This window comes from Microbispora sp. NPDC046973, from assembly GCF_040644495.1.
Taxonomy (GTDB): Bacteria; Actinomycetota; Actinomycetes; order Streptosporangiales; family Streptosporangiaceae; genus Microbispora.
Genome location: NZ_JBEYWQ010000001.1, coordinates 801,519 through 815,268, shown reverse-complemented (window position 1 = coordinate 815,268; position 13,750 = coordinate 801,519). Strand labels below are relative to the sequence as shown.

At 70.3% G+C, this 13,750-nt stretch carries 14 protein-coding genes; 5 read left to right on the top strand and 9 right to left on the bottom strand.

Going from position 1 to position 13,750, the window contains the following annotated elements:
* Positions 1-420 (top strand): hypothetical protein (locus tag ABZ860_RS04030; protein WP_357214676.1); only part of this gene is annotated, 420 nt, incomplete at its 5' end.
* Positions 421-488: 68 nt separating this feature from the next.
* Here ABZ860_RS04030 and ABZ860_RS04025 read toward each other — a convergent pair.
* The 3 genes from ABZ860_RS04025 to ABZ860_RS04015 all read right to left on the bottom strand — a co-directional run bounded on the left by ABZ860_RS04025 (position 489) and on the right by ABZ860_RS04015 (position 2,733).
* Positions 489-806 (bottom strand): dihydrofolate reductase family protein, encoded by a 318-nt coding sequence (locus ABZ860_RS04025; protein WP_357214673.1) that lies wholly within the window; start codon positions 804-806, stop codon positions 489-491.
* Between the two features lie 346 nt (positions 807-1,152).
* Entirely contained in the window at positions 1,153-2,241 is a 1,089-nt protein-coding gene (locus ABZ860_RS04020; protein ID WP_357214746.1) for a patatin-like phospholipase family protein, read from the bottom strand.
* 90 nt (positions 2,242-2,331) lie between these two features.
* On the bottom strand, positions 2,332-2,733 hold the full coding sequence (locus ABZ860_RS04015; protein WP_357214671.1) for a VOC family protein: 402 nt from the start codon (positions 2,731-2,733) through the stop codon (positions 2,332-2,334).
* 86 nt (positions 2,734-2,819) lie between these two features.
* Between ABZ860_RS04015 and ABZ860_RS04010 the strand changes: the two genes are divergently transcribed.
* The gene (locus ABZ860_RS04010) at positions 2,820-3,785 is read left to right on the top strand and encodes a LysR substrate-binding domain-containing protein (protein WP_357214668.1); all 966 of its coding nucleotides are present in this window, start codon (positions 2,820-2,822) and stop codon (positions 3,783-3,785) included.
* On the opposite strand, the gene ABZ860_RS04005 is transcribed toward ABZ860_RS04010, so the two are convergent.
* On the bottom strand, positions 3,764-4,414 hold the full coding sequence (locus ABZ860_RS04005; protein WP_357214665.1) for a response regulator transcription factor: 651 nt from the start codon (positions 4,412-4,414) through the stop codon (positions 3,764-3,766). The two genes, ABZ860_RS04010 and ABZ860_RS04005, sit on opposite strands and share 22 nt — an antisense overlap.
* Positions 4,402-5,628: a sensor domain-containing protein gene (locus ABZ860_RS04000; RefSeq protein ID WP_357214662.1), complete on the bottom strand. Its 1,227-nt coding sequence runs from the start codon at positions 5,626-5,628 to the stop codon at positions 4,402-4,404. Before ABZ860_RS04000 ends, ABZ860_RS04005 begins: the two co-directional genes overlap by 13 nt.
* Positions 5,629-5,712: 84 nt before the next feature.
* Here ABZ860_RS04000 and ABZ860_RS03995 point away from each other — a divergent pair, with 84 nt between their 5' ends.
* Positions 5,713-6,843 (top strand): serine hydrolase domain-containing protein, encoded by a 1,131-nt coding sequence (locus tag ABZ860_RS03995; protein ID WP_357214659.1) that lies wholly within the window; start codon positions 5,713-5,715, stop codon positions 6,841-6,843.
* 80 nt (positions 6,844-6,923) lie between these two features.
* Positions 6,924-7,577 carry a hypothetical protein gene (locus ABZ860_RS03990; protein ID WP_357214656.1) on the top strand — a complete coding sequence of 218 codons (654 nt, stop codon included), beginning with the start codon at positions 6,924-6,926 and terminating at the stop codon, positions 7,575-7,577.
* 57 nt (positions 7,578-7,634) lie between these two features.
* On the opposite strand, the gene ABZ860_RS03985 is transcribed toward ABZ860_RS03990, so the two are convergent.
* The gene (locus ABZ860_RS03985) at positions 7,635-8,276 is read right to left on the bottom strand and encodes a hypothetical protein (RefSeq protein WP_357214653.1); all 642 of its coding nucleotides are present in this window, start codon (positions 8,274-8,276) and stop codon (positions 7,635-7,637) included.
* A 265-nt stretch (positions 8,277-8,541) separates the two neighbouring features.
* On the opposite strand from ABZ860_RS03985, the gene ABZ860_RS03980 reads away from it, so the two are divergent.
* Positions 8,542-9,366, top strand: coding sequence for a hypothetical protein (locus ABZ860_RS03980; protein WP_357214650.1), 825 nt, complete (start codon positions 8,542-8,544; stop codon positions 9,364-9,366).
* A 181-nt stretch (positions 9,367-9,547) separates the two neighbouring features.
* On the opposite strand, the gene ABZ860_RS03975 is transcribed toward ABZ860_RS03980, so the two are convergent.
* From ABZ860_RS03975 to ABZ860_RS03965, 3 genes are all read right to left on the bottom strand, one after another.
* On the bottom strand, positions 9,548-11,668 hold the full coding sequence (locus ABZ860_RS03975) for a DUF222 domain-containing protein (RefSeq protein WP_357214648.1): 2,121 nt from the start codon (positions 11,666-11,668) through the stop codon (positions 9,548-9,550).
* Positions 11,669-11,767: 99 nt separating this feature from the next.
* On the bottom strand, positions 11,768-12,448 hold the full coding sequence (locus tag ABZ860_RS03970; protein WP_357214645.1) for a hypothetical protein: 681 nt from the start codon (positions 12,446-12,448) through the stop codon (positions 11,768-11,770).
* A 53-nt stretch (positions 12,449-12,501) separates the two neighbouring features.
* Positions 12,502-13,710, bottom strand: a complete 1,209-nt coding sequence (locus ABZ860_RS03965; RefSeq protein ID WP_357214642.1) for an AI-2E family transporter — start codon at positions 13,708-13,710, stop codon at positions 12,502-12,504.
* Positions 13,711-13,750: the final 40 nt, after the last annotated feature.

Below are 13,750 nucleotides of genomic sequence, written 5' to 3'. Positions count from 1 at the left end.
CAGCTGGACTACTCGGCCATGCGTGATGGTGACCGGGCCGGGCTGGCGATGCTGCGCGACTCGTCGGCCTGGATCGGCCTGCGGCGCGACAACGGACAGACCCGGGTGGTCATGACCAACGGCCTGGCCATGAACAGCAGCTGGCAGACCACCTCCACCGGCACCGAGGCGGCCAGTGCTCCGGTGTCCGGCGGGCGGATCTGGCTGCGGGTCAACGCCGACATCCGGCCCGGCACCGGCCGCCAGGCGAAGTTCTCCTACAGCACCGACGGGGTGACCTTCACCTCGCTCGGACCGGCCTTCACGATGGGCAACGCCTGGCAGTTCTTCATGGGCTACCGCTTCGCCATCTTCAACTACGCCACCCAATCGCTGGGCGGCGCGGTCACCGTCAACCGCTTCGACCTCACCACCCCCTGACAAGACGCGAACACCTGCCAGACCGAACCCGGCATTCCCGCCCTTCCCGCGGGGGTGCCGGGTTTCCACTACTCCGCGACCCTGCGGTAGGTGCACACCTGCACGCCGGTGTCGCCGGTGGTCGCGGAGACAAGTTCGAGCCTGTGCCGCAGGCCGTCGCCGGGAAAGATCGTCTTTCCGCCGCCGAGGATCACCGGCATCACGATCAGCCGGAGCTCGTCGACCAGGCCCTCGTGCAGGAGGGTGCGCACGAGGCTCGGGCTGCCCATGACGACCAGCTCACCGTCGCCCGTGTCCCGCAGCTCGCGGATGCGGGCGACGGCCGCGTCGCCGGGGATCCGCGTGGTGTTCCAGGTCAGCTCGTCGTCGCCGAGTGTCTCGGACACCACATGGCATCGCGTTCAACCGGTCGGCGAACGGGTCACCGGCCCGCGCGGGCCAGGCGGCGGCCATGTTCTGCCAGGTGCGACGGCCGTAGAGCAGCCCCTCGGCCTTGCTCACCGTGTCGGCGAAGGCGCCGCCCACGACCTCCGGGTCGAAGAACGGGTGCGTCCAGCCGCCGTGCGCGAAGCCGCCGTCGGTGTCCTCTTCGGGACCGCCCGGAGCCTGCACGACGCCGTCCAGGCTCATGAACTCGATGACCGTGATACCCATGGCGCTCCTCCTTGGTTCCGCCGGCGCCGTGGTCGGCTCCGTCGTGGTACTCACGGTAGCCACCGACAAATTAAATTGTCAAGACAGCTCCATCGTTCGGTCCCGGGCCGTCTTGGTCCTGGCACCGGTTTTCGCGCGTACTGACGACGGACGGAAGCGGGCGCGGTAGTCGTCCCAGTCCCAGGTGGACAGGAAGGCCGACGCGGCCGTCCGGCCGTTGAGGTAGAGGTGCAGCTTCTGCCGCTCGTCGAGGTCGAAGTCGACCACCCCCACGCTCTCGGTGTCGACCTGGATGGTGCGGGCCCTGACCCAGGGCTGGTCCAGGTATGTCTGGTCGTGGCCGACGATCGCGGTCCCGACCAGGGACGTCAGCAGCCGCAGGGCGGGCAGGTGGGGAACCCCGACGAACGGCAGCCTGAGCGTGTCCTCCCCGAACGCGGGGAGCAGCTTGACCCCGAACGTCGGCCAGCGCGGCTGCTCCCCGTCGGGCCGGTCGAGCGTGTCGATGGGAAAGTTGGACAGCACGCCGCCGTCCACGAGGGTCGACACCAGCCCGGTGCCGGGATCGGCGATCGTGACGGGCTCGAAGAAGAAGGGAATCGACATCGAGGCGCGGACCGCGTCGGCCACCCGCTGCCTGCCCGGCTCCGTCACGCCGTAGACGCTCCGGTAGTCCCACGGCAGGCGCACCAGCCGGCCCCGGGTGACGTCCGTGGCCATCACCACCAGGCTGTAGCGCTGGTCCTCGCCCATCCAGGGCGCCGGATCGTCGAGCGCCAGGTCGTCGAACGTCTCGACGCCTAGGTCGGCCAGTTCGTTCCCCAGCCACTCCCGCAGGTAGTCGCCCTCGAACACACCCCGTTCGAACAGCAGGGACAGCAGCGAGAAACCCCCGCCGACCAGCGGGACGCGCTCCACGGCGGACGCGTCCCTGAACCTGCGGTAGTCGACGTCGAACAGGAGCTCGCGCATGCGCTCGGGCGGCATGCCGGCCGCGGCAAGCGCTCCCACCACCGCCCCCGCGGAGGTGCCGGCGACCCGGGTGCCGGCGGCCCGCCCGAACCGGTAGCCGGCCGCGTGCAGTTCGTGCATCGCGCCGACCAAGCCCACGCCCTTGACGCCGCCGCCCTCGAGCACCAGATCGGCCCGCTTGTCCACCCCGGCCATCGGCACCAGCCCCTCTTCCGATCGTCCTCACCCGGATCTACCGCGTGCGGACGGCCCGGGCCCCGGCGCCGCGCCATCACGACCGAACCCTCAGACCTCCTTGTCCTGCGGATACCAGCGCAGTTCGATGACGTTGCCGTCGGGGTCCTTCAGGTAGACCGAGGTGGCGACGCCGCGCGCCCCGAACCGGGGGCCGGGTCCGTCGATGACGGTGAGGACGCCGGAGTCGACGACCTCCTGCCAGTCCAGCGGCTCGACGACCAGGCAGAAGTGGTCGACGTTCGGCTCGCCGCGCTCGCCGCGCAGCAGGTCGATGATGGTGTCCGGCGACACCCGCACCGAGGGGAACGGCGCCTTGCCGGCCCGCCACTCGTCGACCCGCACCGGCTCGAGGCCGAGGACGTCGCAGTAGAAGGCCAGCGACCGCTCGACGTCCTCCACGGTCAGCACCAGATGGTCGAAACCCTTGACGCGCATGTTCGTTGTGCTCATGGATCCAACGATGCTCGTCGCGGCGGCCGGGACCAAGCCCCGATCACGCTACGATCGTTGACTCTCCATCAACGATCGGGATCGGCATGCTCGAACGGCACGAGATCGAGACCTTCCTGACGCTGGCCGAGGAGCTGCACTTCGGCCGTACGGCCGAGCGCCTGGGGGTCACGACCGGCCGGGTCAGCCACGTGATCAAGAAGCTGGAGCGGCGCATCGGCGCGCCGCTGTTCGAGCGCACGAGCCGGGTCGTCCGCCTCACGCCGATCGGGCGGCGGCTGGCCGACGACCTGGCGCCCCTGGCAGCCCAGATGGAGGCCGCCGTACGCCGGGCCGTCGAGGCGGGCCGCGGGGTCACCGGCCGGCTGCGGGTGGCCTTCCTCGGCGAGTCGACGGCGCCGGCGCTGCTGCGGGCCGTCGCCCTGTTCACCGAACGCCATCCGGACTGCGAGGTCGAGATCCAGGAGGTGCAGCTGTCCAACTCGCGGGCGAGCCTGCTCGACGGCTCGGTGGACATCCTCATCGCCTCCTATCCCTTCGACGGCATGGCCTGCGGGCCGGTCCTGCTGAGGGAGGCCCGCGTGCTGGCCGTGGCGGCCGGGCATCCGCTGGCCCGTGAGGAGTCGGTGTCCCTGGAGGTCCTCGGCGATCATCCCGTCGTGCAGTATCCCTCCGTCACCTCGGCCGAGTTCAAGCGCGACCGCACCCCCGGCCACACCCCGTCAGGCAGGCCCGTGCCCCGCGGACCGGTGGGCGGCACGTTCTCGGAGATGCTGTCCCTCGTCGCCCTGGGCAAGGGGGTGCTGCCGGTGGGCGAGCACAGCCGCACGTACTATCCGCGTCCCGACATCGCGTACGTGCCCATCCGGGACGCGCCGCCGATCGAACGCGGACCGGTGTGGCCGGCCACCAACACGACCGCCCGCGTACGCGAGTTCGTCCGGGCCGCGGCCGACGCGAACCCTGCCGACGCGAACCCTGCCGACGCGAACCCTGCCGACGCGAACCCTGCCGACGCGAACCCTGAGGCTCAGGCGCCTTCGTTGAGGTAGGTCAGCACGGCGAGCACCCGGCGGTGGTCGTCGTCGGACGGCGGCAGGGCGAGCTTGGCGAAGATGTTGTTGATGTGCTTGCTGACGGCCTTCTCGGTGACGAAGAGCCGGGCCGCGATGGCGCTGTTGGAGCGTCCCTCGGCCATGACGGCGAGCACGTCGCGCTCCCTCGGGGTCAGCGCGGCCAGCCGGTCCCGCTGCCGCCCGCCACCGAGCAACTGGGCGACGACCTCGGGGTCCATGACCGTGCCGCCGTCCGCCACCCGCCGGACCGCGTCGATAAAGTCCTTGACCTGCCCGACCCGGTCTTTGAGGAGATATCCCACGCTTCCCGACCTGTCGGACAGCAACTCGGCCGCGTACACCTGCTCGACGTACTGCGACAAAATCAGCACCGGCAGGCCGGGCACCACCCGCCGGGCGGCGATCGTGGCGCGCAGCCCCTCGTCGGTGAAGCTCGGCGGCAGCCGCACGTCCACCACCGCCACGTCGGGGCGCACCTCCACCAGCGTCCTGGCGAGGTCCGCGCCGTCGTCCACCGCCGCGACGACGTCGAACCCGTACGCCGTGAGCATGCGGGTGAGACCATCCCTGAGCAGGGTGAGGTCTTCGGCGATCAGGACGCGCACGGCAACTCCGCTTCGACGATGGTGGGGCCCCCGATCGGGCTGGTGACGCGCATCGATCCGTCGAAGGCGGCCAGGCGGCGCTCGATGCCGCGCAGGCCCGTTCCGCGGGTGGGGTCGGCGCCGCCGTGTCCGTCGTCGGCGACGCGCAGGGCCAGGTGGTCGCCGAGGTCCTCGACGGTGACCGTGATGCGGCCCGCTTGGCTGTGTTTGACGGCGTTCGTGATGGCCTCGACCACGGTGAAGTAGGCGGCCGACTCGACCGGCGCCGCGAGCCGGCGGTCCAGGCGCAGGTCCAGCTCGACCGGGACGGGACTGCTCAGGGCGATGGCGTGCAGCGCGCCGGCGACGCCGCGGTCGGCCAGCAGCGGCGGGTGGATGCCGCGGACCAGGTCGCGCAGCTCGGTCATCGCGGTGTGCGCCCCGGCTCTGGCGTCGGCGAGCAGGGCCTTGGCGGTGGCGGGGTCGGCGTCGAACAGGTCCTCGGCCATGCCGAGGTTCATGGCCAGCGCGACCAGCCGGGCCTGGGCGCCGTCGTGCAGGTCGCGCTCGATGCGCCGCAGTTCGGCGGCGGAGGCGTCGACGGCCTGGGTCCTGGTCTCGGTCAGCCGGGCGATCCGGGCGTTGAGCCGGGTGGCGGTGGTGGGCGTCAGCAGCCACCGGGCCTGCGCGGCCTCCAGGCGGACGAACGCCCACGGGGCCAGACAGGCCAGCGCCGCCATCACGACCCCGATCACGACCGCGCCGAAGGCGCTCGGCAGGTCGGTGACCACGAACCACTCGTAGTCCACACGTCCGTAGGTCAGCCACAGCAACGGCATCAGCACACCCTCGGCGCCCGCCAGACACAGGCCCACCGCGACCAGCGGCAGCACGTACTGCAGCGGGGACACCGCCCACAGCAGGTCGCGCCAGGTCGCGGGGGTGCCCGCGATCGTGAGCACCTTGGCGAGCAGGCCGTCCGGCATCGGCGGGTATGGCGAGGGGATGCCCCCGCCGGTGCGCCGCCGCTGGACGTCGGCCAGCCTCCGGGTCGACTCCACCGCCCATACGAACACCGGCAGGCCGAGACCGCCCACCAGGCCGAACGCGGCCGCCGCGACGGTCAGCAGGAACAGGCCGAGGCCGGCCGCGCCGATCGCGCCGCTGACGAGCAGGTGACGCATGTCGTCTCGCCATCGCCGGACCATGGCGATCAGTATCGCGTATCGCCCCATCAGCGGACGGTGGACCTAGCACCACCATTAACCGGCATGTCTGCACTCTCGTTGTCGAATCGGGCCGTCAATAGCGTCGTGACCATGAAGAATCGCCTCCGCATCTCGGCCGCCGCGCTCGCCGCGTGCACCGCTCTCGCCGTCGTTCCGGGTGCCGCCCATGCCGCCCCCGCGTCGGATGCCGTGCAGAAGTCGCTGGACGCCCTGGTCCGCGCGGACGGGTTCCCCGCCGCGCTGGCGTCCGTACGGGGCCGGGACGGGCGCGTGCGCGACTACACCGCCGGGGTGGCGGACCTGCGGACCGGGGCGAAGGTGCCGGTGGACGGCTACGTCCGCATCGGCAGCAACACCAAGACCTTCACCGCCGTGGTCGTGCTGCAGCTCGCCGGCGAGGGAAAGGTGAGGCTCGACGAGCCGATCGAGACCTACCTGCCGGCGCTCGTGCGCGGCAGGGGCGGCGACGGCCGCCGCATCACCGTGCGGCAGCTCCTCCAGCACACCACCGGCCTGCCGAACTACACCGCCTTCCTCGCCCAGGGCGCGCTGCCCTACCAGCACACCTACTTCCAGCCGCGCGAGCTGCTCGACATGGCCCTGAAGGAGAAGTCCCACTTCAGCCCCGGTACGAAGTGGGAGTACAGCAACACCAACTACGTCATCCTCGGGCTGCTCGTCGAGAAGGTCACCCGCCGCCCGCTGAACGAGGAGATCACCGACCGGGTCGTCAAGCGGATCGGCCTGCGCCACACCTACTTCCCCAACGTCGGCGACCAGGGCATCCGCGCGCCGCACCCGAAGGGCTACCACCGCGACGACCCGGGCAAGCCGCTCACCGACGTCACCGAATGGGACCCGTCCTTCGGCTGGGCGGCCGGTCAGATGAACGCCACCCCCAGCGACCTCAACCGCTTCTTCACCGCCCTGCTGGGCGGCAAGCTGCTCGAACCTGAGCAGCTCGCGCAGATGCGCACGACCGTCGACGCCTCATCCGGCCTGTGGCCGGGCGCGCGGTACGGCCTCGGCCTCGTCAGCACCCCACTCAGCTGCGGCGGCCTCGCCTGGGGCCACGGCGGCGACATCATGGGCTACTCGACCACGGACGCCGCCACCGACGACGGCCGCGCCGCCACCATCGCCGTCACCCAGTTGCCCGGCGACGCCACGGCGCTCGGCCATCTGATGAGCGCCCTCGACACCGCGCTCTGCAGTGACTGATTCGGTATGGGCTCTTCTGCAACACGTTGCGGTTGCGGTAGAAGATCACTCGTACCATTTCTCCTCTTCTCGAGGTACATGTGAGAAAGATCCTGCGAGTGGCCGCGGCCCCGATGTTCGCCGCCGCCTTCCTCCTCGCCTCCCTGTCCGCTCCCGCCAACGCCGACACCATCGGCACGACCGAGAGCGACGCCGAGATCGCCCAGGAGTGGCAGACCGTCTGGGACACCTACCACTTCACCGACACCACCCCGCCCGCCCCCGGTTCGGGCCGCAGCCGGGTCACGAACAGCATCTCCGTGGACATCGACGCGCCGATGCCGTCGACCTTCTACAAGTACTCCGACTTCAACAACCACATCGGCAGGAACCCGTTCCTGAAGCGGGTCGTCACGCACAAGCAGTGGCTGGCGGCCCCCACGCTCTACCGCAACCTCACGGCGATCGAGGAGATCCCGTACGAGGGCACGATCGTGGTCAGCAAGACCCACGCGCAGCAGCGGCTCCACGCGGACGGGTTCTACTACGAGACCGACAGCTGGTCGCAGCCCAACGTGGTCACGCATCAGAAGATCGACTTCACGACGCTGCCCGGCGGGAAGACCCGGGTCACGGAGAACCTCACCTTCGAGGCCGACTCCTCGCTGATCGACTTCGTCGCCGCGAACGGCACCGCCTCGCATCAGCAGCTCCAGGCGGCCCTCAAGCAGGCGATCGAGAGCGGCGAGCTCTGATCCTCGGGCATCCATGAAAAGACGGGCGTCTTCCGTGAGGGAGACGCCCGTTTCGTGTCAGTGCCCGATGCCGCTGCCTCTGCTTTCCTCGGCCCGCAGGGTCTGGTTGATCGAGCAGTTCTTGATCCCGCCCCTGCAGTTGCCGCTGAGGGAGTCGGTGAAGACGCTGACGCTCGACACCTGCTGGACGCCGGCGAAGTCGACGGCGCTGTTGCCCGCGGGGGCGTTCACGTTGCGCTGGCCGGTGTTGAGTTGGTAGGGCGGACTGCTGATCGTCGGCGCGTTGGCGGTGTTCATGCCGGCCGTGTGCTGCGTGCCCCCGCCGCCACCGCCGTGACCGAATCCACCGCCGTGACCGAATCCACCGCCGTGACCGCCACCCCCGAAACCGGCGAGACGGGCGTCGATGCGGGCACCTCCGCCGTGGCCGTGGCCGTGGCCCTTGCCCTTCTTCCCCTTGCCCTTCTCGGCCTTCTCGCCTTTCTTGCCCTGGCCGCCCTGGCCGCCCGCAGCGCCCTGACCGCCATGGCCGGCCTTGCCACCATGGCCGTGCGGGCCGTGACCGGCCGCCGGGGCCGGCATCGCCAGCGCCCGCGGCGCCGCCGCGACGCTCGGCATCACGATGAGGAGCGCGGCGACGACCATGCGCCGGGCGGACACCGCCACGACGCGGGATCTCCCTGCCCTGTTGTCGCCCATCCGATCCACACCTGCCTTCACTTTGGTACACAAGCGACGCATGCGCCTCATACCCCTCGCTTCGCCCCTCTTCTCCCGGCCTGCGATGTGCTGTGCGGTTGCTGATTCCTTCTTTGCGCTGAGCCCTTCCCCACGGCCGCCGTTCCCTTGGCAACGGGGAGTTCCGGCGACGTTCACTCAGGAGGCCCGCCCGTTGGGAACGTGCACGAAACGTGCATAGAACGGCTCGCAGGCTCTGCACGTCCGTGCGGCACCATGCTCGGATGTGCACATCCGCCTGGCCATCCTCCTGATCATTACGGTCGGCCTGCTGACGGCCGGGTCCACCGTCGTCCTGCCGCCCAGAAGGTCCGTCGCCGCGATCGCGACCCTGGTCGGCGACTATCTGGCCACGCACCCAACCGTGAAGCGGGTGCTGCGCTCCAATCAGATCAGCGCCACGCTCATCTCGTGCGGTGCCGATGCCGGCTCGCCGACCGACCTGTCGGCGGACTTCGGAGGCGGCTTCAGCGGCCATCTCATCAGGACGCGGGACGCCACCTACTTCCAGATGCCGATCGGTTCCGAGGTCGCTCCCGGGAAGTCCTTCGACAAGGTCACCCACTACCACGAGCCGTACAACCTGCTCGGTGTCGGGACACTCGCCGTGATGGCCACCAACCTGATCAATGGCCACCGCGCACACGCGCTCCTGATCAAAACGGGCCGTCTCACGGCTGCGGGCGTCGAGGGCGGCACCGGCCACCCCACGATCCACTACACCGTCCACATCGACGTGCGGCGAGCTGTCGAACGCCTGAATCTCCCGGCCTACGTCGCCTACACCAACCCCGCGCCGCTCGACCGACGGACCGAGGAGGAGTACGCCAAGGTGCGGGCCGGCGATCCGGCCGCACAGACACGGCTCCGTGCCCGCATCGCCGGCGATCTCGGCCCCTCCGCCGACTACCAGCTTTGGGTGGACCTGAGCGGGCGTCCGATCCGTTACGTCCTGTCCGCCAAGACACGGAGCGAGATGACCTTCTCCGATTGGGGAACCTGCGCAGTCATCGCACCCCCGTCCGAGCGGGTCCGCGAACCGAAGGGCTGACCCCGGACTCCCGGCCGGGCCAACGCGACGGCACCTGCCTGCCGCGTCCCTTCCCGCCTCCGCCTGCCGCGTCCCTTCCCGCCTCCGCCGTGGTGGCGGTCTCATCATCCCGGCACCGGCATCCCGGCCCCGGCGCCCCGGTCTGCGCGTGCCCGGGCCGCCACCCGGCCGCCTCGCCCCCTCACTCACGTAGCCGCCGGGCTCTGGTGTGCGCTGGGTGGTAGGTGAAGGCCCAGCGGTCGGTGCCTACCTTGCGGCGGGTGTAGCGGTCGGGGTGGCGGTAGCGGTCGCGGTTGTGGAACTGGCAGGCGGGACCGAGCAGGTTCAGGTCGGTGAGGCCGCCGGTGCTCCAGTTGTCGGCGTGGTCGATCTGGCACATCGTTGCCGGCAGGGGGCAGCCGTCGATCCAGCAGGTGGCGTAGCGGGTGAACACGGCCCTGCGTTGGGCGGGGGTGGCCAGGCGGACCTTGCGGCCCATGTCCAGCACCTGCCCGTCGGCGTCCATCACCAGCCGCACCAGGGTGCTGGTGCGGGCGAGGCGGTGCACGCTGGTGACCGGCAGCATCTGCCCGGTCGCCAGCAACAGCCCCGGTGCCGCCCCCAGCCACAGCCCTGGTCCCTGGCACAGCTCACCGCGCACGCCGGCGAGGTCTTCAGGCGTGCCCTGCCCATGCCGGCAGTCCCCCGCAGGCCGATACCCAGCGTGGGCGTGATGCGCGGCAGCGTCCTCGGGAGGAGGATCCGGCTGCGCTGTCGACAGAGGCGCTGTGTGCGGGGGCACTGTGGCCGGGGGCGCGCTACCACCGCATGCAGGCCATGCTGCTGCGCGCCTCGGGTGCGTTGCTCCAACGTGGGCCGCACCACGGTCGCAGTCTCCGCCCTTGGCGTGTCTGGTGTCGTCGCCCTCGGCAGTGCCATCGCCCTCGGCAACGGCGACGCTGTCGACAACAGCACCCGCGGCTGCACCGGCATCTGCCTCGGCAGTGCTGAAATCGGCAAGACGGCAGCGGCCCTCATCCTCGGCAAGGGCGAGGGCGTCAGCATCGGCCACCTCATCGGTACCTCCGGCGTCGCGGGGCGCACAGGCGCTGGTGGCACGGTCGCCGCTGCCGTCGCCCTCGCCAGGAGCGTCAGTGCTTCCGCTGCCGCTGCGGGCATGGGTGCTGGGGGCGCGGTCGCCGGTGTCGTCGGCCTCGCCAGGGGCGTCAGCGCTTCCGGCCTCCTCGGCCTCGCCGGGCTCGGCGGCTTCTGGCTGATCTGGGTGACCGGGGTGATCTGGGTGAACGGGGTGGCCGGTGTCGGCGGCGGGAGGGGCACCTTCTGGATGGTCGGTGGGGAGGGATTCGGCGGTGACCAGGACCAGGAGCTCGGTGGCGATCTTCTCCTCCAGCAGCGCGATGAACGCATCCGCGTTGCGCACGCTTTGCGGGCGGTCATCGCCCTCCGCCTGGGGTTTGGCGTAGGTGTCCAGCAGGGCCCGCAGCCGGGCGGCGGCCTCACGCGGCAGACAGAACTCCCCCTCCAGCCCCCCGCCCCGGGCCGGGCGGACCCGCAAGAACCGCCGCGCGTAGCCGGCCCGCTCGTCCCGGTCTTCCCCGTCGGGGTCGAGCACCGCCCGCAGGTAACGCCCGGCCTTGGCCACCTCCGCCGCGCCCGCCTTGCCCGCCAGCTCCAGCAAGATCGGCTCGGCCAGGGCGGCCTGCTCATCGTTCAACTGCGCGGTGGCCGCGCAGATCGCCTCCACCACCCCCGCCGCCAACTTCCCGGCCGCGAACCTCTCCCGCACCCGCGGCAGACGGGCCAGTTCCACCGCCAGGGTGAGCAGGCGGCCCGCCCCCGCCACGGTCATCCCCCCGGCGGTGCGCAGCCAACTACGGGTGGAGGCATGACCATGCTCCTTGGCCCGCCCCGCACCATGCACCCGCCCCACCCGATCAGCAAGAGCACACGTGATCCGATCCCGCGCGAACATCAACTCCTCAGCCTCAGCAAGGCACACGTCCACGTCCTCAGGCAAGGGTGTCAGCGCCAACTCCTGCGCCGACTCACGCAGACCACCCACCAACACCCACGACGACCGCACTCGGCGATCACCCGCACCGGCGGCATCCACACCCGGGCTGCCGTCCTGGCTCGCGTCCTGCGGCACCTCGGGGTCGGCGATCGGGAAATGCTCACGGGCGGCCGAGCCCTCCGACGACCACAACGGCGAACCAGAGGTCAACCGGTCCCACCAACTGTCAGCACTGTCAGAACTATTCGAACGACGAGGGTGCCCGGGATCCGAATCGAACAGACCCATAACACTCTCCTTCAATAAATTCGAATGCCTGTATGAATTCTCTCCTAGCATCATCGCTGTGAGCAACCAGTGCGACACGATTTGTTGGAGCTACAGGACTTACGGAGCAGCGGGCAGGAGATCGAGCACAGCGTGGAACACATGGGAGAGCCCAACCGCGACGAGGACGGGGATCACCAGACCGAGACAGAGGGCCAGCATGCAGCCACGACCTCCGCCCATCGGGTTGAGAACCGGATCCTGTGGCTCCAGTCCACGCCAGAGCGATCGGGGTTCGAGGAGGAGGAACAGCATCGCGCCCACCTCACCCGCCGTGAACAGCCAGAACCAGGCCCATCTGTTTCCCAGCCTGGGCCGGCCCGTACCGATCATGGTGAGGAGCGCGGCGATCCAGGCCCCGCCGACAAGCCAGGTCGCGCCGTGGAACGGCACGCGGAACGGCCAGCCCGAGAAGAACCCCTGGCGGCGGTGGGCGAGCCGGGCCTCCGGGCGGGGAACGGTGGCGTTCAGGTCGCTCAGGAGTGTGCGGGGAGTGTAGGCCCCATTCGCGGAGCGGTCGGCGTGATACCAGAACAGAGGGCCCGTCGACCACCGCAGATCCACCGGGGTGCCGTAGTAGATCACGTATGTTACCTGCCCGGCCCGGAGCGCGGCGTGGAAGTCGGCGAGGGTGCGCTCCCGCGGAGTCATGCTGAGCACGGTCACCAGAGCGCCCCACAGCAGCACGACGAGCAACACCACGCGCACCCAGAGCCCCGCGATTCGGTACGGAAGTCGCATGACGCGAGCTTCCCTCAGCGCGCCAGGCGACGGCACCCCTTATCGCAAGACGGCTACAGGCGGTCCTGGCGGGGCAGCACCACCTCGCGTGCCAGGAGGAGCAGGGCGGCCGCCAGCGGGATGCCGAGCAGCGCCCCGACGATGCCGAGCAGCGCCCCGCCGAGCAGGGCACCGACGATGGTCGCCACGGGCGGCACGTCGACCGACGACTTGAACACCTTCGGGGAGATCCAGTAGTTCTCGACCTGCTGGTAGACGACGAAGAAGACCACGCAGGCGATGCCGACCTGCACCGAGGAGAGGAAGCCCACCCCCGAGGCCACGACCGCGCCGATGACCGCGCCCACCAGGGGGATCAGGTCGGTGACCGCGACGAAGATGGCCAGCGCGAGCGCGTACGGCACCTTCAGCATGGACAGGAACAGGAACGTCACCACGCCGGCGATCAGCGAGATGATCAGGTTGCCCGCGACGTAGCCGCCGATCTGGTTGATGATCTCGTCCCCGAGCAGGCGGACCCGCGTACGGCGCGAGCGGGGCACGAACCGGTAGGCCGTCTCCTTGATGGAGTTGAGCGACCCGAGGAAGTAGAGCGTGAGCACGAGCACGGTGAATGCGCTGAACAGCGCGCTGATCACTATGCTCGCCACACCGAGGAGGCCGCCGAACATCTGGGTGGCCAGCCCTCCGCCCGCGACGTACTGCTGGATCTTGTCGAGGATCTGGTAGCGCTCGTCCACCGAGCGGATCAGCGGGTGGTTCTGGAGCTGCTGCACGTAGTCGGGCAGCTGGCGGGCGAACCCGGTGGTCTGCTCGGTGAGCGGCGGCACGACCGCGAGCCCGAAGACCACGAAGAACGCGATGACCGACCCGAACACGATCGTGATCGCGACGCGGCGGGACAGGTTGCGCCTCTGGAGCGCCTCGACCGCGGGGTTCAGTCCGATGGCCAGGAACAGCGAGACCACGATCAGCACGATCGCCGAGCCGGCGCTGGCGATCGCCTGCACCAGGAGCCACGCGGTGAGCACGCCGAGCGCGCCGGTCAGGCCGAACATGAACGGGTTGCTGCGCAGCGGGCGTCCCGGCAGGCCGAACGGCCGGTCGGAGGCCATGCCGCCGTCGAAACCCCGATCGACCCGATCGACACGGTCGGCATGGTCGGCACGGTCGGCATGGTCGACGCCGGGCCGGCTCACGCCGTCCGGGGAGCCGGTCGGCTCCGGCGTCGTCTCTCCCTGGCCGGGGAGCGAGGGGAACACGCTGGAGATGCCGCTTCCTGGGGATAGACCGCTGTCGGAC

What these genes read in the sequence shown, in the direction of transcription:
- ABZ860_RS04020 (WP_357214746.1), bottom strand. Translation starts at nt 2,241, where the DNA reads ATGGCCGGGGTGGACAAGCGGGCCGATCTGGTGCTCGAGGGCGGCGGC.
- ABZ860_RS04015 (WP_357214671.1), bottom strand. Translation starts at nt 2,733, where the DNA reads ATGAGCACAACGAACATGCGCGTCAAGGGTTTCGACCATCTGGTGCTG.
- ABZ860_RS04000 (WP_357214662.1), bottom strand. Translation starts at nt 5,628, where the DNA reads ATGGGGCGATACGCGATACTGATCGCCATGGTCCGGCGATGGCGAGAC.
- ABZ860_RS03970 (WP_357214645.1), bottom strand. Translation starts at nt 12,448, where the DNA reads ATGCGACTTCCGTACCGAATCGCGGGGCTCTGGGTGCGCGTGGTGTTG.
- ABZ860_RS04010 (WP_357214668.1), top strand. Translation starts at nt 2,820, where the DNA reads ATGCTCGAACGGCACGAGATCGAGACCTTCCTGACGCTGGCCGAGGAG.
- ABZ860_RS03995 (WP_357214659.1), top strand. Translation starts at nt 5,713, where the DNA reads ATGAAGAATCGCCTCCGCATCTCGGCCGCCGCGCTCGCCGCGTGCACC.
- ABZ860_RS03975 (WP_357214648.1), bottom strand. Translation starts at nt 11,668, where the DNA reads ATGGGTCTGTTCGATTCGGATCCCGGGCACCCTCGTCGTTCGAATAGT.
- ABZ860_RS03985 (WP_357214653.1), bottom strand. Translation starts at nt 8,276, where the DNA reads ATGGGCGACAACAGGGCAGGGAGATCCCGCGTCGTGGCGGTGTCCGCC.